The sequence below is a fragment of the Micromonospora sp. WMMD956 genome (assembly GCF_029626125.1).
In the GTDB taxonomy this organism is placed as follows: Bacteria; Actinomycetota; Actinomycetes; order Mycobacteriales; family Micromonosporaceae; genus Micromonospora; species Micromonospora carbonacea.
In genome coordinates, this window is record NZ_JARUBI010000005.1 from 5292666 (window position 1) to 5313169 (window position 20504).

General features: G+C 75.8%; 20 protein-coding genes. 9 read left to right on the forward strand and 11 right to left on the reverse strand.

What is annotated here, in order from left to right; genetic code table 11:
• Positions 1-24: 24 nt before the first annotated feature.
• Positions 25-477: a cold shock domain-containing protein gene (locus tag O7628_RS23220; RefSeq protein WP_074476007.1), complete on the reverse strand. Its 453-nt coding sequence runs from the start codon at positions 475-477 to the stop codon at positions 25-27.
• A 175-nt stretch (positions 478-652) separates the two neighbouring features.
• Here O7628_RS23220 and O7628_RS23225 point away from each other — a divergent pair, with 175 nt between their 5' ends.
• On the forward strand, positions 653-1315 hold the full coding sequence (locus O7628_RS23225; protein WP_278133620.1) for a 4'-phosphopantetheinyl transferase superfamily protein: 663 nt from the start codon (positions 653-655) through the stop codon (positions 1313-1315).
• Between the two features lie 36 nt (positions 1316-1351).
• On the opposite strand, the gene O7628_RS23230 is transcribed toward O7628_RS23225, so the two are convergent.
• On the reverse strand, positions 1352-2761 hold the full coding sequence (locus O7628_RS23230; protein WP_178064108.1) for an acyl-CoA synthetase: 1410 nt from the start codon (positions 2759-2761) through the stop codon (positions 1352-1354).
• A 156-nt stretch (positions 2762-2917) separates the two neighbouring features.
• Between O7628_RS23230 and O7628_RS23235 the strand changes: the two genes are divergently transcribed.
• The 4 genes from O7628_RS23235 (at position 2918) to O7628_RS23250 (ending at position 6247) form a co-directional block, all read left to right on the forward strand.
• A complete protein-coding gene (locus O7628_RS23235; RefSeq protein WP_278133621.1) occupies positions 2918-3700 on the forward strand; it encodes an HAD-IA family hydrolase in 783 nt (260 codons plus the stop codon).
• A gap of 285 nt (positions 3701-3985) precedes the next feature.
• Positions 3986-4927: an ABC transporter ATP-binding protein gene (locus O7628_RS23240; protein ID WP_074475777.1), complete on the forward strand. Its 942-nt coding sequence runs from the start codon at positions 3986-3988 to the stop codon at positions 4925-4927.
• Positions 4924-5661, forward strand: coding sequence for an ABC transporter permease (locus tag O7628_RS23245; protein WP_278133625.1), 738 nt, complete (start codon positions 4924-4926; stop codon positions 5659-5661). The genes O7628_RS23240 and O7628_RS23245 overlap by 4 nt, the downstream gene beginning before the upstream one ends.
• Positions 5662-5941: 280 nt before the next feature.
• Positions 5942-6247, forward strand: coding sequence for a DUF5988 family protein (locus O7628_RS23250; protein ID WP_246384528.1), 306 nt, complete (start codon positions 5942-5944; stop codon positions 6245-6247).
• A 90-nt stretch (positions 6248-6337) separates the two neighbouring features.
• Here the strand turns inward: O7628_RS23250 and O7628_RS23255 are convergent, their stop codons facing one another.
• The 3 genes from O7628_RS23255 to O7628_RS23265 all read right to left on the reverse strand — a co-directional run bounded on the left by O7628_RS23255 (position 6338) and on the right by O7628_RS23265 (position 10328).
• Positions 6338-8614 (reverse strand): ATP-dependent RecD-like DNA helicase, encoded by a 2277-nt coding sequence (locus O7628_RS23255; protein WP_278133629.1) that lies wholly within the window; start codon positions 8612-8614, stop codon positions 6338-6340.
• A gap of 139 nt (positions 8615-8753) precedes the next feature.
• Positions 8754-9584, reverse strand: coding sequence for a glycosyltransferase family 8 protein (locus tag O7628_RS23260; protein ID WP_278133631.1), 831 nt, complete (start codon positions 9582-9584; stop codon positions 8754-8756).
• A 228-nt stretch (positions 9585-9812) separates the two neighbouring features.
• Positions 9813-10328 carry a 2'-5' RNA ligase family protein gene (locus tag O7628_RS23265; protein WP_178064111.1) on the reverse strand — a complete coding sequence of 172 codons (516 nt, stop codon included), beginning with the start codon at positions 10326-10328 and terminating at the stop codon, positions 9813-9815.
• 104 nt (positions 10329-10432) lie between these two features.
• On the opposite strand from O7628_RS23265, the gene O7628_RS23270 reads away from it, so the two are divergent.
• A complete protein-coding gene (locus O7628_RS23270) occupies positions 10433-10945 on the forward strand; it encodes a DUF664 domain-containing protein (RefSeq protein WP_278133633.1) in 513 nt (170 codons plus the stop codon).
• On the opposite strand, the gene O7628_RS23275 is transcribed toward O7628_RS23270, so the two are convergent.
• Positions 10932-11981, reverse strand: coding sequence for an NAD(P)-dependent alcohol dehydrogenase (locus O7628_RS23275; protein ID WP_278133635.1), 1050 nt, complete (start codon positions 11979-11981; stop codon positions 10932-10934). The genes O7628_RS23270 and O7628_RS23275 overlap by 14 nt on opposite strands.
• Before the next feature lie 187 nt (positions 11982-12168).
• On the opposite strand from O7628_RS23275, the gene O7628_RS23280 reads away from it, so the two are divergent.
• Both O7628_RS23280 and O7628_RS23285 read left to right on the forward strand, forming a co-directional pair.
• The gene (locus tag O7628_RS23280) at positions 12169-12579 is read left to right on the forward strand and encodes an SCP2 sterol-binding domain-containing protein (RefSeq protein WP_278133637.1); all 411 of its coding nucleotides are present in this window, start codon (positions 12169-12171) and stop codon (positions 12577-12579) included.
• The gene (locus O7628_RS23285; RefSeq protein ID WP_278133638.1) at positions 12576-14633 is read left to right on the forward strand and encodes a glycogen debranching N-terminal domain-containing protein; all 2058 of its coding nucleotides are present in this window, start codon (positions 12576-12578) and stop codon (positions 14631-14633) included. The genes O7628_RS23280 and O7628_RS23285 overlap by 4 nt, the downstream gene beginning before the upstream one ends.
• A gap of 167 nt (positions 14634-14800) precedes the next feature.
• Here the strand turns inward: O7628_RS23285 and O7628_RS23290 are convergent, their stop codons facing one another.
• Positions 14801-15712: a hypothetical protein gene (locus tag O7628_RS23290; RefSeq protein WP_278133639.1), complete on the reverse strand. Its 912-nt coding sequence runs from the start codon at positions 15710-15712 to the stop codon at positions 14801-14803.
• Positions 15713-15771: 59 nt separating this feature from the next.
• Positions 15772-16275, reverse strand: a complete 504-nt coding sequence (locus O7628_RS23295) for a DinB family protein (protein ID WP_074475787.1) — start codon at positions 16273-16275, stop codon at positions 15772-15774.
• 126 nt (positions 16276-16401) lie between these two features.
• On the opposite strand from O7628_RS23295, the gene O7628_RS23300 reads away from it, so the two are divergent.
• Positions 16402-17310 (forward strand): DUF72 domain-containing protein, encoded by a 909-nt coding sequence (locus O7628_RS23300; protein ID WP_278133640.1) that lies wholly within the window; start codon positions 16402-16404, stop codon positions 17308-17310.
• A 214-nt stretch (positions 17311-17524) separates the two neighbouring features.
• Here O7628_RS23300 and O7628_RS23305 read toward each other — a convergent pair whose 3' ends face one another.
• From O7628_RS23305 to O7628_RS23315, 3 genes are all read right to left on the reverse strand, one after another.
• A complete protein-coding gene (locus O7628_RS23305) occupies positions 17525-18154 on the reverse strand; it encodes a hypothetical protein (protein WP_278133641.1) in 630 nt (209 codons plus the stop codon).
• A gap of 75 nt (positions 18155-18229) precedes the next feature.
• The gene (locus tag O7628_RS23310; RefSeq protein ID WP_278133642.1) at positions 18230-19093 is read right to left on the reverse strand and encodes an alpha/beta fold hydrolase; all 864 of its coding nucleotides are present in this window, start codon (positions 19091-19093) and stop codon (positions 18230-18232) included.
• A 131-nt stretch (positions 19094-19224) separates the two neighbouring features.
• Positions 19225-20490, reverse strand: a complete 1266-nt coding sequence (locus O7628_RS23315) for a glycosyltransferase (RefSeq protein WP_278133643.1) — start codon at positions 20488-20490, stop codon at positions 19225-19227.
• Between the last annotated feature and the right edge of the window lie 14 nt (positions 20491-20504).

Here is a 20504-nt window from a genome sequence, read left to right on the forward strand (position 1 = left end):
GCCCCTACGGCACGGGCGGCGGCGTCAGCCCTCGACCCAGCCGTGCCGCCGCGCCAGCGCCAGCATCCGGGCGCGCACCGCCACGATCTGCGCCCCGGTCAGGTCCGGCACGGAGACCAGCAGCGCCTCGGTGGTCTCGGTGACGAAGGACCGCTCGGAGAGCACGTCGCAGAGCCCCTCCTCGTCCTCGATCCCGCCCTCGCCCGACTCGTGGCCGCGCCCCGTCGACGGCGCGACCGTCCGCAGCGGCGCGGCGCGCTCGCCCGCCACGGCGGGCCCGAGCACGCGCACCGTCAGCGCCTTCGGGCCGCGCTCGTTCTCCACCGCCTCGTATTCCACCGGGACGCCGGGCCCCAGCGCCCACTTGTCGCCGTCGACCGTGTTGGCGTGCACGAACACGTCGTCCCCGCCGCCGTCCGGAGCGATGAAGCCGTAACCCCGCACCTCGTCGAACCGGACCACCCTGCCAGTCAGCATCGCCACCCGCATTCCTCAGACCAAAGACCACTACACACCCCCGGCCAACCGGGCCGGGGCACCCCTCAGGGTGACATCCGCCCCCGCCGCCCTCCACCCGTACCCACCCCTATCGGCGAGTCGCGCCCGATCGAGGGACGGCGCGGGCCGCCGCGGCGGCCTAGCATCGGCGGCTGTGATCGAGCAGATCCTGCCTGCGGCCGCGGTGGTGGCCGAGGCATTCACCGACCCCGCCGGCCTGATCCTGTTCCCCGAGGAGGAGCGGCTCGTCGCCAACGCCGTCGACAAGCGCCGCCGGGAGTTCACCACCGTGCGGCACTGCGCCCGCCGCGCGCTGGGCGAGCTGGGCATCGCCGAGACGCCGATCGTCTCCGGCGCGCGCGGCGCCCCCGTCTGGCCCGCCGGGGTGGTCGGCAGCATGACGCACTGCGAGGGCTACCGGGCGGCCGTCGTCGGCCGGGCCACGGCGCTGGCCACCCTCGGTGTCGACGCCGAGCCGCACGCGCCGCTGCCCGAGGGGGTGCTCGACGCGATCGCGCTGCCGGCCGAGCGGGCCCGCACCGCCGCGCTGGCCGCCGCCCACCCCACGGTCTGCTGGGACCGCCTGCTGTTCAGCGCCAAGGAGTCGGTCTACAAGGCGTGGTTCCCGCTGACCGGCCGGTGGCTGGACTTCGCCGAGGCGGACATCGCCGTCGACGCCGGCGGGACGTTCGTCGCGCGCCTGCTGGTGCCCGGCCCGGTCCTCGGCGGCGTCCCGATGACCGCCTTCCACGGCCGGTTCCTGGTCAAGCGGGGCCTGGTGCTCACCGCCATCGGCATCCCCGCGGCCGCCGGCTGAGCCCCGCCGTCGGGCGGCGTCGGCGCCGCCTCCCGCTCAGTCCGCCGCCAGCCTGGTCTTCTGCACCTTGCCCAGGGCGTTGCGGGGCAGCGCGTCGACCAGCCGCACCTCGCGGGGCCGCTTGTGCGCCGACAACTGGCGGGCCACGAAGTCGATCAGCTCCGGGCCGTCCACCCCGTCGCCCACCACGTACGCGGTGACCTGCTGGCCGAGGTCCGGGTGCGGGGTGCCGACCACGGCGGCCTCCCGGACGCCCGGGTGGGCCAGCAGGGCGTCCTCCACCTCGCCGGCCCCGATCCGGTACCCGCCGCTCTTGATCAGATCCGTGGCGGCGCGGCCGACGATCCGGTGCCACCCGTCCGGGCCGATCGTGGCGACGTCGCCGGTGCGGAACCAGCCGTCCGGGGTGCGGGTCGCCGCGTCGGCGTCCGGCCGGCCGAGGTAGCCGTCGAAGAGGGTCGGGCCGGCGACCTGGAGCTCGCCCATCGCCTCGCCGTCGGCGGGCAGCGCCGCGCCGTGCTCGTCGGCCAGCCGGGTCCGCACCCCGGGCAGCGGCACGCCGACCGTCCCCGGCCGGCGCGGCCCGTCCGCCCGCGCGCTCACCGTGATCAGGGTCTCGGTCATCCCGTACCGCTCGACGGTCTCGTGGCCGGTGAGCGCGGCCAGGTCCGCGAAGACCGCCGCCGGCAGGGCCGCGCTGCCCGAGACGAGCAGCCGCGCCGGGCGCAGCGCCCGCGCCGAGTCCGGGTCCGCCGCGATCCGGGACCACACCGTCGGTACGCCGAAGTAGACCGTGCCGCCGGCCGCCGCGTACCGCTCGGGGCGCGGCCGGCCCACGTGGTGCAGCCGGCTGCCCAGCCGCAGCGGCCCCAGCACCCCCAGCACGAGGCCGTGCACGTGGAACAGCGGCAGCCCGTGCACCAGCAGGTCCTCGGGCGTCCACGCCCAGGCGTCGGCGAGCCCGTCCAGGCAGGCGGCGACCGCCCGCCGGCCGATCACCGCGCCCTTCGGCGCGCCGGTCGTGCCGCTGGTGTAGAGGATCAGCGCGGTGGCGGCCGGGTCCGGCTCGGGGTGGACGGTGTCCGACCGCCGCGCCAGGTCGACGGGGATCACCGGCGGGCCCCCGTCGCCGGCCGGCCGGTCGCCGCCGGCCGGGGCGAGCAGCGCCGTCGCGCCGGAGTCGCGCAGGATGTGGTCCCGCTCCAGCGGCCCGGCGTCCGGCGGCACCGGCACGACCGCCGCGCCGGCCAGCAGCGCGCCGACCACCCCGACCACCGTCTCCAGGGTGGGCGTCGCCTCGACGGCCACCCGGTCCACCCCGCCCAGGTCGTCGGCGACCGCCGTGGCGAGCCGGCGCAGCTCCACCCAGGACACGGCCCGGTCGTCGACGCGGACCGCGCCCGGACGGTCGTCGGCCGACTCGGACAGCCAGCTCAGCAGCGGCATGTGGACGCACCTCTCCACCGGTAGGGTTCGCGGGGACGCCGGCCGGTCGGGCCGTCGCGGCGGACCCGGCCCGGCGGGTCCCGGCGACCCGACGCTAGCCGGGGCGCCCTGCGGCGGGCCACCCCTACGGCCTGTGGCGGCGTGTCGGGTGCGTGCGTGCGCGGGGAGGTGACGCCGGTGGCGGGTGCGGCGGAGCACGGGGCCGGGGGAGTCCGGGCGGTCGTCCTGGACCTCGACGGCGTGCTGGCCGACAGCCTGGCCGTGGCCCGCGAGGCGTTCGCCCTCGCGTACGCCGAGGTGGTCGGCGGCGGCGTCGCGCCCGTCGACGAATACTGCCGCCACCCGGGCCGCTACCTGCCCGACGTGCTGCGGCTGATGGGCCTGCCGGCGGCGATGGCCGACCCGTTCGTGCGGGAGAGCAACCGGCTGGCCCACCTCGTCACGCCGGTGGACGGGGCGGCCGGGGTGCTCGGCGCGCTGCGCGGGCGCGGGATCGGGCTGGCCGTGGCGACCGGCCGCAGCGGGGGGCGCGCCCGCGACCTGCTGGGCCGGCTGGACCTGCTGCGCCTGGTCGACCACGTCGTCGGCTCCGACGAGGTGGCCCGCCCGAAGCCGGCGCCGGACATCGTGCGCCGGGCGCTGGAGCTGCTCGGTGTCGCGCCCGCCGACGCGCTGATGGTCGGCGACGCGCCCAGCGACCTGGCCAGCGCCCGCGCGGCGGGGGTCCGCGCCGTCGCGGCGCTGTGGGGGGAGTCCGACCCGGCGACCCTGCTCGCCGCCGGCCCGGACGTCGTCCTGGCCGGGCTGGGGGAGCTGCTGCCGCTCTGCGACCCGCGCCCCGCCCCCGACGCGCCGCCGGCCGCCCGGCCGGCGACCGGCGGCGACGGGCTTGCGGCCCCGGGCGTCGGACCGGGCGGGGTCGACGGACACGCCGGGTGACCGCCCGGCACCCCTGCCGACCGGTCCCGATCCCGGTCGGCACCCCGATCCGTCAGCCGATGAGTTGATTCGGGCCTCGGTTGGCCGGATGATATCCGGCGTCGACCGCCCGTGCGCCGGTCGTCGTCCGTCCCGTGGCCACGACCGCCCCGTGGCCCGCACCCACGTCCCCAGCACCGTCACCCCATCCCCAGCCCGCGACACCACCCAGCACAGAGACGCCGCGATTCCCCGAGGGCCCGCCCTCGCCGGCCGGCGATCCGCACGCGACGGAGGACCACGCCCATGCCGGTCATCGAGGTCGAGCACCTGCACAAGCGGTACGGCGACAAGATCGCCGTCGACGACGTCTCCTTCACCGTCGACCAGGGCGAGATCTTCGGCGTGCTCGGCCCCAACGGGGCGGGCAAGACCACCACGGTCGAGTGCGTGCAGGGGCTGCGCCGCGCCGACGGCGGCACCGTCCGCGTCCTCGGGCTCGACCCGGTCCGCGACCGCACCGAGGTGCGCCAGCGCGTCGGCGCCCAGTTGCAGGAGAGCCAGCTGCCCGACAAGCTGCGCGTGCGCGAGGCGCTCGACCTCTACCGGTCCTTCTACCGCAACCGGGCCGACATCGACGGGCTGCTCGACGACCTCGGCCTGGCCGCCCAGCGCGACACCGCCTTCCACAAGCTGTCCGGCGGGCAGAAGCAGCGGCTGTCGGTGGCCCTCGCGCTGGTCGGCCGCCCCGAGATCGCCATCCTCGACGAGCTGACCACCGGGCTCGACCCGCAGGGCCGGCGGGACACCTGGGACCTGGTCGAGCGCATCCGCGACCGGGGCGTGACGGTCGTGCTGGTCACGCACTTCATGGAGGAGGCCGAGCGGCTCTGCGACCGGCTGGCCATCATCGACACCGGCCGGGTCGTGGCGATCGACACCCCCGCCGGCCTGCTCTCCCGGGTGGGCACCGAGCACCGGGTGCACTTCCGCCCGCTCGACCCGGTGGACGACGCCCTGCTCGCCGCGCTGCCCGAGGTGACCGGGGTGCGCCGCACCGGCGACGAGGTCACCGTCACCGGCCCGGAGCAGGTCCTCCAGACGGTGCTGTCGGCCCTGGCCGAGCGGCAGGTCCGCTACGCCGGCCTGCGCGTCGAGCAGCCCACCCTGGACGACGCCTTCGTCTCGCTGACCGGCCGCGCCGCCCGGGCCACCACCCCGCCGTCGACCGACGAGAGGTCCTCGTGAACGCCCTGTCCAAGCTCATCGCCGTCGAGGCGAAGCTGTTCCTGCGCGAGCCGGTGTCGCTGTTCTTCGTCTTCGCCCTGCCGCTCGGCCTCATGCTGGTCTTCGGGCTGCCGCAGCGCGGGACCTCCGGCGGTGACGCCGGGCAGCACGGCGAGCTGACCTTCCTGCCGGCCCTCGCGCTGGCCCTCACCATCGGCATGCTCGCCCTGTTCACCCTGCCGATGGCGCTGGGCATCTACCGGGAGCGGCGGGTGCTGCGCCGCCTGGCCACCACCCCGGTCAACCCGGCCCTGCTGCTCGTGGCGCAGGTGGTGGTCAACCTGGTGATGGGCGTGGCCGGCGCGGTGGTCACCGCGGTCGGCGTACGCTTCCTGCTGGACCAGCCGGCGCCGGCCAACGTGCCCGCCTTCGTGTTGGCGTTCCTGCTCGGCGTGGCCTGCCTCTTCGCCGTGGGCCTGCTCATCGCGGCGCTCGCCCCGTCGGCGCGGGCGGCCCAGTCGATCGGGCCGGCGCTGTTCTTCCCGCTGCTCTTCCTCGCCGGCGCCTGGCTGCCGCGCGACCAGATGCCGGCGGTGCTGGCCCGCATCGGCGACTACTCGCCGCTCGGGGCCACCGTGGACACGCTCGCGGCGGCCTGGGCCGGCGACAGCCCGGCGTGGCCGCAGCTGCTCGCCCTAGCGGTCACCGCCGTCGTCGGCAGCGTCCTGGCCACCCGCTTCTTCCGCTGGGAGTGAAAGGAAGGGCCCCCTCTTAACGCCTCCGGTAGAGACGGGTTCCCCTCTCACCAGCGGCCTACGCGGCACCCGGCCCGCTAGGGGGTCGCTAAGGGTGTTCGGTGAGTGTGATCTGGATTACGTTCGAGGCGGACGGGGGTCGTCGCCGACCGTCGGGAGGGCGTTTCTCCCGCCGCCCGTTCCGCCTGCCGCGGAACGGGGTGCCGCCCCCGTTCGGTGATCCGCTCCGCGCAGCGACCGGCGCGTCCGAGGCGGAGCGACGAGCGACGGAGGTCGTGCGATGACAGTTTCCGAATCCGCCCCCACTGTCCGGACGGCGAACCCCATCGTCAACGATGACGACCGGATCGCCTGGTCGGTGCCGGCCATGACCCTCAGCGGCGAGGCTGCCGGCATCATCGACGTCGTGCTCGAGGGTGGGCCCGCCAACCTGCCGACCGAGCTGCGCAGCCACCGCGTCTCCCCGGTGGAACACAAGATCAAGGTACGACACTACGGGGGCTACGAGCACTTCGAGCGGGACTCCGGTGGCGGCGAGGCGCCGGTCGTCTTCCGCTGGACCGGCCGCACCCGGATCGCCGAGTAGGCGAGGCGGCGCCCCGCGGCCGGCGCAGCCCGCCGCGGGCCGCGCCGACCGCCGGCGGCTCAGGGCCGGTCGGGGGAGGGCACCGGCGGCTCAGGGCCGGTCGGGCGCGAGCCGGTGGGTCAGCGCCGTGTGCCGGCGACCGGTGCCGGCCGTCCGCACCGCGATGGCCAGGGCCCTGCGCGAACCGGCCAGCACCACCAGCTTCCGGGCCCGGGTGACGGCGGTGTAGAGCAGGTTGCGCTGCAACATCGTGTACGCCCCCATGGTCACCGGCACCACCACCGCCGGATACTCGCTGCCCTGCGACCGGTGCACCGTGATCGCGTACGCGTGCTGGAGCTCGTCGAGCTCGTGGAACTCGTACCCGATGTCCTCGTCCTCGTCGGTGCGCACGGTGAGGGTCTGCTCGTCGGGATCCAGGGCCGTGACCACGCCGACGGTGCCGTTGAACACCCCGGCCGCGCCCTTGTCGTAGTTGTTGCGGACCTGGATGACCTTGTCGCCGACCCGGAAGACCCGCCCGCCGTGCCGCCGCTCCGGCGCGTCCTCCCGGTGCGGGGCGATCGCCTGCTGGAGCAGGGTGTTCAGGTTGCCGGCGCCGGCCGGCCCGCGCAGCATCGGGGTGAGCACCTGCACGTCGCGTGGGCGCAGCCCGAACCGGCGAGGGATCCGTCGGGTCACGATGTCGACCACCTGCTCGGCGGTGACCTCCGGCTCGTCGCTGGGGAAGAGGAAGAAGTCGGGGTGCTCGCCGAACACCGGGGCCTGACCGGCGTTGATCCGGTGGGCGTTGACCACCACGCCCGACTCCTGGGCCTGCCGGAAGATGCGGGTCAGCCGCACCCGGGGCACCGTCCCGGCGGCGAGCACGTCGCGCAGCACCTCGCCCGCGCCGACCGACGGCAACTGGTCGACGTCGCCGACCAGCAGCAGGTGCGCGCCGGGCGGCACCGCCTTGACCAGCTTGTTGGCGAGGATCAGGTCGAGCATGGACGCCTCGTCGACCACCATCAGGTCGGCGTCGACCGGGTTGTCCCGGTCGAAGGTGGCGTCCCCGCCGGGGCGCAACTGGAGCAGCCGGTGCACGGTCGTCGCCGGGTGGCCGGTCAGCTCGGTGAGCCGCTTCGCCGCGCGGCCGGTCGGCGCGGCCAGCACGATCTTCGCCTTCTTCGCCGCCGCCAGCTCGATGATCGACCGGACGGTGAACGACTTGCCGCAGCCGGGGCCGCCGGTCAGCACGGCGACCTTCGAGGTCAGCGCCAGCCGCACGGCCTGCTCCTGCTCGGGGGCCAGCTCCGCGCCCGTGCGGGCCTTCAGCCAGGCCAGGGCCCGGCCCCAGTCCACGCCCGCGAAGGCCGGCATCCGGTCCGCCCGGTCGGTCAGCAGCCGGACCAGGCTCGCCGCGAGGGCCGACTCGGCCCGGTGGAACGGCGTCAGGTAGACGGCCGGGATGACCGCCCCCTCGCTGCTCGGGTTCGGCACCGCCTCGCCGACCACGCCGTCCTCGGTCGCCACGAGGTCGGCCAGGCAGGCGGCGACGAGGTCCGCCGGGACCTCCAGGATCGCCGCGGCGTCGGCGACCAGGTTCGGCTCGGGCAGGTAGCAGTGCCCGCCGTCGGCGGCCTCGGAGAGCGTGTACCGGATGCCGGCGCGGACCCGCTGGGGGCTGTCGTGGGGGATGCCCACCGCCTTGGCGATGTTGTCGGCGGTGCGGAACCCGATGCCCCACACGTCGGCGGCGAGGCGGTAGGGGTCGTCGCGCACCACGGCGATGGACTCGTCGCCGTACTGCTTGAAGATGCGCACGGCGTGTGAGGTGGAGACGCCGACGCCCTGGAGGAAGACCATGACCTCCTTGATGGCCTTCTGCTCCTGCCAGGCCGCGCCGATCGCGGCGGTGCGCTTGCGGCCGAGGCCGTGGACCTCGATCAGCCGGCCGGGCTCCTCCTCGATGACGCGCAGCGTGTCCACGCCGAAGGAGGCCACGATCCGGGCCGCCATCTTCGGGCCGATGCCCTTGATCAGGCCCGACCCCAGGTAGCGCTCGATGCCCTGCACGGTCGCCGGCAGGACGGTGGTGCACTGGTGCACCTCGAACTGCCGCCCGTACTTCGGGTGCGAGCCCCACCGGCCGACCAGCCGCAGCCGTTCGCCGGGCTGCGCGCCGGGCAGGGCGCCGACCACGGTGAGCAGGTCGTCGCCGGAGCGGTCGGTGGCGACCCGGGCGATGGTGTACCCGGTCTCCTCGTTGACGTACGTGACGCGTTCCAGCACCGCTTCGAGCACGGCGCCGCGCGCGGGGGCGGCGGGGCCGGCCGGGGGCGCGGCGGCGCGGGCGGCGGCCGGCGCGGGTGGGGTGGCGGACATCGTGACGATGATGGCAGAACGCCCGCCGTGACCCGTCCCGCCGGTCCGGGTTGCGGTCCGGTCCGGCGGTCGGGCCCCGGCGCCGGCGGCGCGGCGGTCCCCGGGCGGGGTCGGCGGCGCGGTGGCCGGGCGCGCCGGGTCAGCGGCGGGCGGCGACCAGCCCGCCGTTGCGGCGGCGGTGCCGCCAGTACAGGTCGCGCCGGGCCCCCTTCGGGAAGCCGGGCTGCCACGGCTTGATCGGCCCGGCCGGGTGGAGCACCGCCGAGTCGGAGAGCTTCCCGCCGAACTCGGGCTCCAGCCGCCAGGCCATCAGGTCGTTCCACTGCCGGGGCAACCGCAGCCAGTTGTCGTACACGGCGTAGTTGAGGGCGTCCTGGTCCGGATACCGCGACTCGTGGGCGTGCCGGGTCAGGTACGCCAGCGCCTTCTCGGTGACCTCGCACTCCCGCCACCGGTGCACGTCGATCAGCAGCACCCCCGAGTTGAAGTAGAAGGCCCACGGGTCCAGGTCGCGGTAATCGGCGAGGCCGGGGATTCCGCCCATGTCGAGCAGCCGCCGGTTGAACGGGTCCCGGACCGCGCCCAGCGGGACGCCGCCCAGGTCCACGTCGAACAGCGGGGCCAGGCTGTTCGTGCACATCGTGTCGCAGTCGAGGTAGAGGACCCGCCGCACCTCGTCGGGAAGCGCGGCCGGGACCAGCAGGCGCAGGTACATCGCCGGGGACAGGTAGGCCATCACGGGGTCGCTGCCCTTCGGCAGGTTCACCACGGACGTGTCCACCCGCAGGTACTCCACGGTGGCGTCGAGCCCGGCCGCCCGGCCGAGGGCGGCGCGGGCCGAGGGGCTGACGTCGTCGGCCGCGATGAGCCAGTAGCGGACCGCCTGGCCCGGGTTCGACTCGGCGACGGTCGACATGACGACCGCCGCGTGGGCCGCATACGCGGCGTCGAAGGTCAATGTGATTTCCACGTGCTCTCCTCCGCACAGGCTGAGCGTAAACTCCGTGAAATGTAAGTACGGAATTCGCTTTCGGCAAGGAGATCGCGCATTCGGTGACCCGTAATCTGAGTCGCGTGCGAGGTGGGATCAATCGACCCCCAGAATTGACCCCTGAATCATCCTTAAGTGCTGGACTCGGTCGGTCGCCTACGGTCCGTGAGGATTCCTCGCATAGCTCGGCGTCGTTGTCCCGACGGATCAGGGCAGCGGCCGGCAGATGTCCCGGGCGTGGTCGGTCACCGCCGCGCCGACCACCGTCGCCTCCAGCGGCAGCACCTCCAGGCAGCGCCGCACCGCGGCGGCCATCAGCGCGTTGGGCACGCGCATCGACAGCGTGCAGTGCGGCACCCAGCGCCCCGGCCGGTAGTGCTCGGCCACCGCGATCCCGGCGGCGGCCAGCCGGTCGTGCACGAGCGCCTGGTGGGCCAGCAGGCCGGCCGTGGGCGACGGGCCCAGCCAGAGCACCCGGCCGACGAACTGCCCGGCGTGCCGGAACGACAGCCGCAGCGGGGCCGCCACCGTCGTGCCGGCCAGGGCGTCGGCCACCCGGTCCGGGTCCAGCCGCGGGGCCACCGCGAGCGACACGTGCGGGCGGTGCCGCCGCTCCAGCAGGCTGCGCATGCTCTGCACGCCCTCGGACTCCAACGCGTCCCACAGGACCCGGATCCGCCGGGTCGCGTCGGTGTCGAGATACAGCTCCAGCGCGGCGACCACCCGAACACCCTAGGGCCGGGCCCCGCCGCGCCGGCCACCAGGTTTGGCCGCCCGCCCCTGCGGTACTGGCGTGGGGACCGCACACCCGACCGAGGAGGAAGCGCGTGGAGATCAGCGACGTACTGACCGAGACCTACGGCCGGCTGCCCGCCCTGGTCCGCGCCGCGGTCGACGGCCTCTCCCCGGAGCAGCTACGCCGCGCGCCCGCGCCCGGCGCGAACCCGGTGGGCTGGCTGGTGTGGCACCTGACCCGGGTGCAGGACCACCACGTCGCCGACGTGCTCGACGCCGAGCAGATCTGGGTCACCGGCGACTGGGCGGACCGGTTCGGGCTGCCCGCCGACCCGGACGACACCGGCTACGCGCACACCCCGGAGCAGGTCGCCGCCGTCGCGCCGGAGAGCGCCCGGGCGCTCGTCGACTATCACGACGCGGTCGCGGAGCGGACCCGGGGATTCCTGGCGGGGCTGCGGCCGGCGGACCTGGACCGGGTGGTCGACGAGGCGTGGGACCCGCCGGTGACCCTCGGGGTCCGGCTGGTCAGCGTCGCCGAGGACGACCTCCAGCACGTCGGCCAGGCCGCCTACGTGCGCGGGCTGCTGCTCACGGGACGATGACCGCGCGCCCCTCCACCGAGCCGTCCCGCAGCCGCCGGTAGGCGTCGACCGCCTGGTCCAGCGGGAACGTGGTCGTCTTCGGCCGCAGCAGACCCCGGGCGCCCAGGTTGAGCACCTCGATCAGCTCCGGCCGGCTGCCCCAGTAGGTCGTCTGGATGCTCACCTCGTAGGGCACGGAGAAGAACGACACCGGCAGCGTGCCGCCGGCGATGCCGACGATGGTGAGGTCCCCGAGCGTACGGGCGGCCGCCGCGCCGAGCCGCAGCGTGGCGTCCGCGCCGACGAAGTCGAGGACCACGTCCGCGCCCCGCCCGCCGGGGGTGGCCCCCCGGATCTCCTGCGCGGTCTCCTCGCCGGAGCGCAGCGTCAGGTCGGCCCCGTACTCCTCGGCCAGCTTGAGCGCCTCGGGCCGGGTGTCCACGGCGATGACGCGCGCCGCCGTGGTGGCCTTGAGGATCTGCACGCCGACGTGGCCGAGGCCGCCGACGCCGATCACCACCGCGGTGCTGCCGGGCGCGAGCTTGTGCCACGACCGGCGGATCGCGTGGTACGGGGTGAGGCCCGCGTCGGTCAGCGGCGCGGCGTGCAGCGGGTCGAGCCCGTCGGGCAGCGGCACGACGTGCCGGGCGTCGGGCACCAGCTCGTACTCGGCCATGCCGCCGTCCAGGCCGAGGCCGCCGCCCCCGCCGGGCACCGGCGCGCCGGCGGGATTCTCGCAGTACGGGTCGACGCCCACCCGGCAGCGGTCGCAGGAGCCGCAGCCCCACGCGCCGTAGACCGCCACCGGCTGACCGACCTCCAGGCCGGTCACCCCGGCGCCGAGGTCGTGCACCCAGCCGGCGTTCTCGTGGCCGAGGGTGAACGGCGGGTTCCAGGGCACCGCCCCGGCGTCGAAATCGTGCATCAGGTGCAGATCGGAGTGGCAGGCCCCCGCCCCGCCGATCCGCACCACCACCTGACCGGGGCCGGCGGTGGGTTCGGCCACCTCGACCAGCTCGGGTTCCGACTTCCAGCCCGGCAATCGCAGCGCGCGCATGGGTCTCTCCTGTTCCGTCGCTCGGCTCGTGCCGTCGGCGTGCCCGTTCGACGTCCGGGCAAACGGCCGCCGCCGCGCCCGGCCCGGACGCGCCGGCCGGGATTCACCCGGACCGGGTGACCCGGGATCACCCGCCGGGCGGGAACGCTCCGGAAACGACCTGTGTCGTCCGGGAGGGGGAGGGCCGATGACCGCATCCGCCGCGGACTACCTGGCCTGCTGGGTCGGGGGACGCCACGAGGACCTGCCGGACACCGTCAGCGGCACGGTGCGCCTCGACATCCGCGACGACGGCAGCACCGACCACTGGTTCCTCACCATCGGTGACCAGCAGGTCGGGGTGAGCCGGTCGGCGGAGGCGGCGGACCTCGTCGTCGCGGGGGACCGGGAGGTGTTCGACCGGATCGTCGCCGAGGGCACCCACATCGGCGCGGCGCTGGTCCGCAACGACGTCACCGCCCAGGGGGACCTGCGGCTGCTGATGCTGCTGCGCCGGCTCCTCCCCGGCCCGCCAGACGCCCGCCACCCCCGGGAGCCGGCGGTCAGGGCGGCCGCGGCGCGGCGTACGTCGGGGTCGCACGGGGGTGAGCGGCCGTGAAGCAGGAACTGGTCAACGTGCTGACCGGCAACTCCTTCGCGGTCAGCGACGCGCAGGGCGACATGACGCCCGATCCGCTCGCGCCCATCGGCCTCTTCTCGTTCGACACCCGGTTCCTGTCCCGCTGGGTGCTCACCATCGACGGCAAGCGGCTGAAGGCCCTGTCCCGCGACGAGATGACGTACTTCGAGACGAGGTTCGTGCTGGTTCCCGGCGCGGCGAGCCACTACGTCGACGCCGACGTCTCGGTGATCCGGCACCGGTCCATCGACGACAGCTTCAACGAGCGGATCGTGGTGCTCAACCACTCGGCCGAGCCGGCGGAATACACGGTGCGGATGGAGATCGCCTCGGACTTCGCCGACACCGCCGAGATCAAGGAGCCGAGGGAACGGCGGATCGTCGCCGTCCCGATGTCGGCCGAGGGGCAGCTCCGGCTGACCTACCAGCGGGAGCGGTTCGGCCGGGAGACCGTCGTCTCGTCCACCGCCCCCGTGGAGGTGGACCCCGACGGGATGACCTTCCGGATCCGCGTCCCCCCGAACGGGTCGTGGACGACCGACCTGCACATCGGCATGATCATGCGGGGGGCGGGGGCCCGGGACCTGCGGTCCAGCCTGGAGGCCCACCGCGAGCAGATCCGCCGGGACATGCGGGAGGACCTGCGCCGCTGGCACGAGCGCGCCCCGAAGCTGGTCGCCGAGCACGACGGGCTCCGCGCGGCGTACGAGGGGACCCTCGACGACCTCGCCGCGCTGCGGTACACGCCGCTGTCGATCCGGGGCAAGCTGCCGGTGGGCGGCCTGCCGTGGGCGATGGCGCTGTACGGCCGGGACGCCCTGATCACCTGCCTGGAGACGCTGCCGTTCACCCCGGAGCTGGCCCCGCCCACCCTGCGGCTGCTCGCCCTCGGCCAGGGCGGCCGGCTCGACGACCACCGCGAGGAGGAACCCGGCAAGATCGTTGCCGAGTACCGCTACGGCGAGAACGCCGTCTTCGGCGAGTCACCCACCTACCTGCACTACAGCGCGGCCGACACCACCCCGCTGTTCGTGATCCTGCTCGACGAGTACGAGCGCTGGTCCGGCGACGCGGACCTGGTCCGCGAGCTGCGCCACCCCGCCCGGATGGCGCTGGACTGGATCGACGAGTACGGCGACATCCTCGGCGACGGCTACGTGCGCTACCAGCGGCGCAACACCCGCACCGGGCTGGAGAACCAGTGCTGGAAGAACTCGCCCGGCGCGATCGTCGACGCCGAGGGACGCGCGCCGGCGCTGCCCCGCGCCGTCTGCGAGGTGCAGGGGTACGCGTACGACGCGAAGCGGCGCGGCGCGCGCCTGGCCCGCGAGTTCTGGGACGACCCGGCGTACGCCGACCGGCTGGAACGGGAGGCGGCGGAGCTGAAGGCACGGTTCAACCGGGACTTCTGGCTGCCCCACCGCGAGTACTACGCGCTGGCCCTGGGGCCCGACGGCGAGCCGGTCGACGCGCTCGCCTCCAACATGGGGCACCTGCTGTGGAGCGGCATCGTCGCCGAGCAGCACGCCGAGGCGGTGGCCCGGCACCTCCTCGGGCCACGGCTCTTCTCCGGCTGGGGGGTGCGGACCCTGGCCGACGGGCAGCGGGCCTACAACCCGGTCGGCGCGCACCTCGGCTCCGTGTGGCCGTCGGACAACGCGATCATCGCGGCCGGGCTGCGCCGGTACGGCTGCGACGAGGCGGCGGCCCAGATCGCGGCCGGCATCTTCGACGTCGTGCAGATGCTGGGCAACCCGGTGCCGGAGGTGATCGCCGGCTACCACCGCGACCTCACCCGCTTCCCCGTCCAGCTCCCGCACGCCGGCCGACCCCAGTCGTGGTCGTCGGGCGCGCTGCTGATGCTGCTCGGCACCGTCCTCGGGCTGGCGCCCTGCGGCGAGAACCTGCTGGTCAACCCGGCGTTGCCGAGGGGGGCCGGGCGGATCGAGCTGCTCGACGTCCCGGGCCGCTGGGGGCACGCCGACGCGTACGGCCGCGACCGCACGCCGGGCGACCGAGCCCGCCACTGGTGATCGCCGATCGTGGTGCGCATGGCTGCCTCCCGGGTGGGCGAACTGGGGTCGTTTCGCCCCTCGTCCGACGACTCGCCACTTCGGACGCTACCTGAATGAGGGCGGGAAGGTGACACTGTGCACCGCAATGGCGGTCTCCGGTGACAACGTACCGCCAACTCGGCGTGTCACCCTGCGCCGCGCGTGGCCGGGACGGGCCGGCCGGTGGGTGTCGTCGTGGGCCGGCCTCCCGCCGGGGTCGCCGGCATGGACCGGTCGGCCGGCGCGGGTCGGCCCGCCGGCGCCGACGGAGTTCCCGGCATCGGCGGGGTCGCCGGCACCGTGGGCCGCCCTGGCGACGCGGGGCCGCCCGGCGGAGGGCCAGCCGGCAGCGTGGGGGTGGCCGGGGACCGGCCGGGCCGCCCGTCCGGCCTTCCGTCGACGCCCGGTTGACCCGTCGGCGTCGTGGCGGCGGCCGGGGCGGACGCCGCGACCGCCTCGGCGCACCAGCTCACCACGCGGTCCGGGCCGCCGGCGGCGGCGACCAGGTCCGCGTAGCGCGGCGCGGCAAGGGCGTCGTCCACCGTGGCCTCGGCGCGCAGGCGGTGACAGAGCACGACCAGCGGGGCCGGCGGGACCCGGGGGTCGCGGACGCCCCCCGGCGAGCCGGCGGTGCGCCCCGGCGACCGGCTCGGCGCGGGCCGCCCGCTCGCCGGTGCCTCCGCCCGCTCGCCCGCCCCGTCGAGCGGCTGGGGCAGCGCGCCGTGGGTGGCGACGAGCGCGACCCCGCCGGTCGCGGCGACGGCCAGCGCCGCGAGCGCGGCCTTCGCGCCCAACAGGCAGGCGAGGAGCGTGGGCCGCGCCCGGACCGGCCCGGCCGACCCGGCGCGGGCCAGCCGGAAGGCGTGCAGGGCCGCGCCCTCGCCCCGCAGCTCGTCGGGGCTAGGAGCGGCGCGGACCGCCGCCAGGAGCCGGACCAGCGGCTCCTGGTCGCGCCGGGGGCCGCCGACGGAGCTGCCGACAGGGCCGGCAACGGGGTCACCGGCGGAGCCGGCGAGCAGGCGCTCGACGGTCTCCTGGTCCATCCGGTGTGCGTTCATCTCGTGTCCCTCAGCGCCATCGGGCGTGCGGGCGTCACATCGCCACCGGACGGGCCGGCTCAGCCCATCATCTTCGCGCCGTCGATGGCCTCGCGGAGGATGTCGGCGTGCCCGGCGTGCTGGGACGTCTCGGCGATCACGTGCAGCAGCACCCGGCGCACGGACCAGGTCGCCCCGGGCTCGAACCAGGGGGCGGCGGGCAGCGCGTGGGCGGCGTCCAGGTCGAGCGTCGCGACCAGCTCGTCGGTCGTCGCGGCCACCCGGGCGTAGCGGTCGAGCAGGGCGGCCAGGGTCTCGTCGCCCATCCGGAACCCGTCGGCCCAGTCCTCCTGGCCGGCCCGCATCGCGTCGGCGCCGTCGACGGCGAACCGCAGCCACGACTGCTCGGTGAGGGCGACGTGCTTGATCAGCCCGCCGAGGCAGAGCTCGCTGACGGTGCTGCGCCGCGCGGCCTGCTCGTCGGTGAGGCCGTCCACGGTCCTGCGCAGGAACGCGCGGTGCTGGCGCAGGGCCTGCAACAGGTCGGCCCGCTCGCCGGTGCGGAGTTGCTCGGGACTGGTCATGCCACCATCCTCACTGGTCATCACCCGATTAACCTATGCGGACCCACCGACACTCTCCGCCACCCGACGGCCGGGCGGGCGGCGCTCCGGTTGCCGATCCGGCCGGGGCGCGGTCCACTGATCCACATGGGTGAGATCAGGGTGGGCACGTCCTCGTGGGCCGACCAGCTGCTGCTGCGCTCGGGGTGGTATCCGCGCGCCGTCAACACCCCCGCCGGCCGCCTCGGCTTCTATGCCGAACGGTTCGGGCTGGTCGAGGTGGACACCTCGTACTACGCGGTGCCCGCGCCCGAGACCACCGCCGGGTGGGTGGCCGCCACCCCGCCGGGCTTCACCTTCGACGTCAAGGCGTTCAGCCTCTTCACCGGCCACCCGACCCCGGTCTCGGTGCTGCCCCGGGACCTGCGCCCGGCCGGCGGCCCGTCGCGCGTGCGCCGCCGGGACCTGCCCGCCGGGGCGTACGACGAGCTGTGGAGCCGGTTCCGCGCGGCGCTGGAGCCGATCGCGGCGGCCGACCGGCTCGGCGCGGTGCTGTTGCAGTTTCCGCCGTGGCTGGCGCGCAGCGCCGCCGCCGAGCGGCGCATCGTCGAGACGGCCGCGCGGCTGCGCCCCTGGCGGGTGAGCGTCGAGCTGCGGCACGGCTCCTGGTTCGCCGACGAGGCCACCGCGTTGCGCACGTTGACCCACCTGCGCGAGCACGACCTCTCCTTCGTCTGCGTGGACATGCCACAGGGGTTCGCCTCGTCGGTGCCGCCGATCCTGGTCGCCACCGCGGACCCGGCGGTGGTCCGGTTCCACGGCCACAGCGCGGCCTGGGAGAGCGGCGACAAGCAGGACAGGTTCCGGTACGCCTACGACGAGCGGGAGCTGCGCGCCTGGGCGGAGCTGCTGACCGAGCTGGCCGGCGGCGTCGACGAGCTGCACGTGCTGTTCAACAACTGCTGCGGCGGCCAGGCCCAGCGCGACGCCGCCCGGCTGGCCGAGCTCGTCGGCGGGGCGGCCGTCGCGCCCGCCGGGGTCAGCCGCGGCGGCTGATCCCCTCCGGGCGCATGCCGGTCGCCTCCTCCAGGGCGTTGTCCGGCAGGTCACCGTCCGCGCTGTCGTCGGGGAAGGCGCGCCCCGACGGCGCGGGGTCGGGTGGCGCGCCCGGCCCCGCCGGCTGGTCGGTTGCGTACGGGCGTCGCCCGCCCGCGCCGCTCCCGCCCCGCGGCGTGGCGGCGGCGGGGCAGGAGCGGCGCGCGGTGGACGGTCAGCGGCCGGACATGGCCATCTGGCGCTTGGCCGCGCCCATCGCCGCCACCTTGCCGATCGTCTTCGGCGCGCTCGCCAGTCCGCCGACCCGGCCGATCATCCCCCGGAACACCTGGCCGGGCTTCTGCTGCTCGCTCATGTACGCGGTGACCACCACCAGCGCGCCGGTGAGCGCCGGGATCGTCCACTGGAGCAGCCGCATCTGCCGCTGGTAGGAGGCGACGTCGGCCGGCGTCTGCGGGTTCGGTTCGGTGATCCCCTCGACCGACGGGCCGCCGGCCCGTTGCAGCCGCATGCCCAGCAGCCGGCTGTAGCCGGTGACCGCCAGCGCGCCGACCGTGAGGGCCGTCTTCACGGCGCTCATCCGGCCCACGCCGGACTGGGCGAGCATGCGGGGGCTCTCGGTCGCCAGCTCGCCGACCGCGCCGGCCAGGTGGGCCCCGATCGCCGCCGCGTTGATCGGCGTCCACCGGGACCACCCGGCGGAGGCCACCGGGAGCCGCTGGGTCGAGTCGTTGATCTGCGCCGCCGCGCCGTTGACGCCGAGCGCACCCATCAGCGAGCCGCCGAACCAGGCGGCGAGGCCGAGGTCGTGCATCGAGCGCAGGGCGGTGTGTCGTTCGGACATCTGATCCCCTTCCAACCGTACGGGCGCTGCGGCATACCCACCGATCGCGCGACTACGCACGGGGAGGGGAGCCGGTCACGCCTTCGGCAGGCCGGCCGCCCACGCCGCCACCCGGGCGGCCACCGGCCCGCTGGCGCGTACCCAGGCGAAGTGGTCCAGCGAGGCGCCCACCTGCGCCGAGGTGAGGCGCTCGCGCACGACGGTGGCCACGGGGAGCTTGCCGCAGAGGTGGTCCAGCGCGGCGTGCGGGGTGTACTGGTCGTCGTCGACGCTCAGCGCCAGCACCGGCAGGTCCAGCGTGCGCAGCGCCGCCTCGACGTCCACCCCGTCGAGGGCGGGGAAGCGGCCGGCGCGGGCGGTGTACGCCCAGTCCCGGATCACCCCGCGCGCCTGCCGGCCGCCGAACCCCCAGCCGGGCCAGACGCCGAGCAGCCGGGCGGTCGCGGCGATCCCCTGGCTGTACGGCAGCACCCCGAACCGGCGTGGCCCCTGGTAGTGCCGCCAGTAGGGGACGCCGACGGCGACCAGGGCCAGCCCGTCCACCGCGCCGGTGCCGTGCAGGGCCAGGTGCAGCAGGGCGGCCTGGCCGCCGAGGGAGTGCCCGAGCAGGATCGTGGGCCGGCCGTCCAGCCGGGGCTTCAGCGCCGCCAGCACCGCGCCCACGTCGGCGGCCAGCTCGGCGTAGCCGTACCGGCAGGCGCGGCTCGGCGCGGGCGTGCTCTCCCCGGTGCCGCGCAGGTCGGCGACGACCACGGCGAGACCGGCGTCCCGCAGGTGCGCGGCGAAGGGCCGGTAGTAGCGGGCGCGCACCCCCATGGCGGGCCAGATCACCACGACCGGGGCGCCGGGCGGGCCGTCGGGCTCGGGGTGGACCTGCACCCCGAGTCGGGCCCCGTCGACGTCGACGTACTCCTGCGTGTACTCCCCGGGCGCGCTCACCGGCCCAGCCTACGGCCGTAAGCTACCGACGGGTAGCTTGGGGTGGTCGGCGGGGCCCTCGCCGGCCCGCCGGGCGCGGCGGGCGGTGGGCGGGGTGCGTCGCCGGGCGCGGCCGGGCGGGCCCGGGGCCGTCAGGCCAGCGCCGGCGCCGGCCGGGCGACGGCGCCCACCGACGCGTACACGGCAGCGAGCTGCTCGGCGCAGCGCTGCCAGGAGTACCGGCTGCGGATCCGGTCCAGCGCCGCCGTCGCGTACGCGAAACGGCGCACGTTGTCGGCGAGCAGCCGGCGGATGGACACGCCCAGCGCGCGCGGGTCGCGGGGCGGGACCAGGTCGCCGGTGAGGCCGTCGACGACGGCGTCGGCGATGCCGCCCACGTCGGTGCCGATCACCGGCACCCCGCAGGCCATGCCCTCCAGCGCGGTCGACCCGAAGGGCTCGTGCCAGCCGGCGGCGACCAGCACGTCCGCCGAGCGGTACCAGGCGGCCAGCTCCGCGCGCGGGACCGCGCCGACCAGCCGAACCCGGTCGGCCACCCCGCAGGACTCGGCGAGCGCGGTCAGCCGGCCGGCGAAGCCGTCGGCGGGCAGCAGCCTCGCCGGGGGCCCGCCCACGATCACGCACTCGGCGTCCGGCACGGCCGGCATCGCGCGGACGACCTCCTGGAGGCCCTTGTGCTCCACCAGCCGGCCGACCGTGAGCACGCGCGGGCGGGCCGGGTCGCGCGGGGCGGCCGGGCCGTCCGGCCGGAAGATCCGTTCGTTGACCCCGGCCGGGACCAGCGCCATCCGGGACCGGGGAACGCCGAGGCGGACCAGCTCGCCGAACTCCTCCTGGGACTGCACGACCACCCGGTCCGCCGCCCGGCCGAGGGCGCGTTCATAGCCGAGCCGCCCCGGCGGGCCGGTGTCGCGCGGGTCCCGCTGCCGGCGGGCCGCCGCCGCGCCCAACGCGTGGTACGTCAACACCACCGGCACCCCGGCGCGGCGTCCCGCGTGCACGGTTGCCAGCCCGCTCGTCCAGAAGTGGGCGTGCGCGACGTCGGGCAGCCACCCGCCGTCGCGCCACTGGCCGGCGAGCCACCGGCCGAACTCGCCCAGGTGCGGCAGCAGCTCGTCCGAGGGCAGCCGCCGGGCCGGGCCCGCCGGCACGTGCCACACCTGGTAACCGTCGCCGGTGGGCACCGCGTCGGGCAGGGCCGGGGAGTCGCGGCGGGTGTAGACGCGCACGTCGTGGCCCTGGCCGCTCAGTTCCGCGGCCAGCTCCGCCACGTGGGTGTGCAGCCCGCCGGCGTCCTCCCCGCCCGTGCCGCCGTCGCCGGCGCCCTGCCCCCCGGTGCCCTGCCCCCCGAGCACGGCGAGCGGGCTGGCGTGCTCCGAGATCATCGCGATGCGCATGGCAGAGTCCCTAC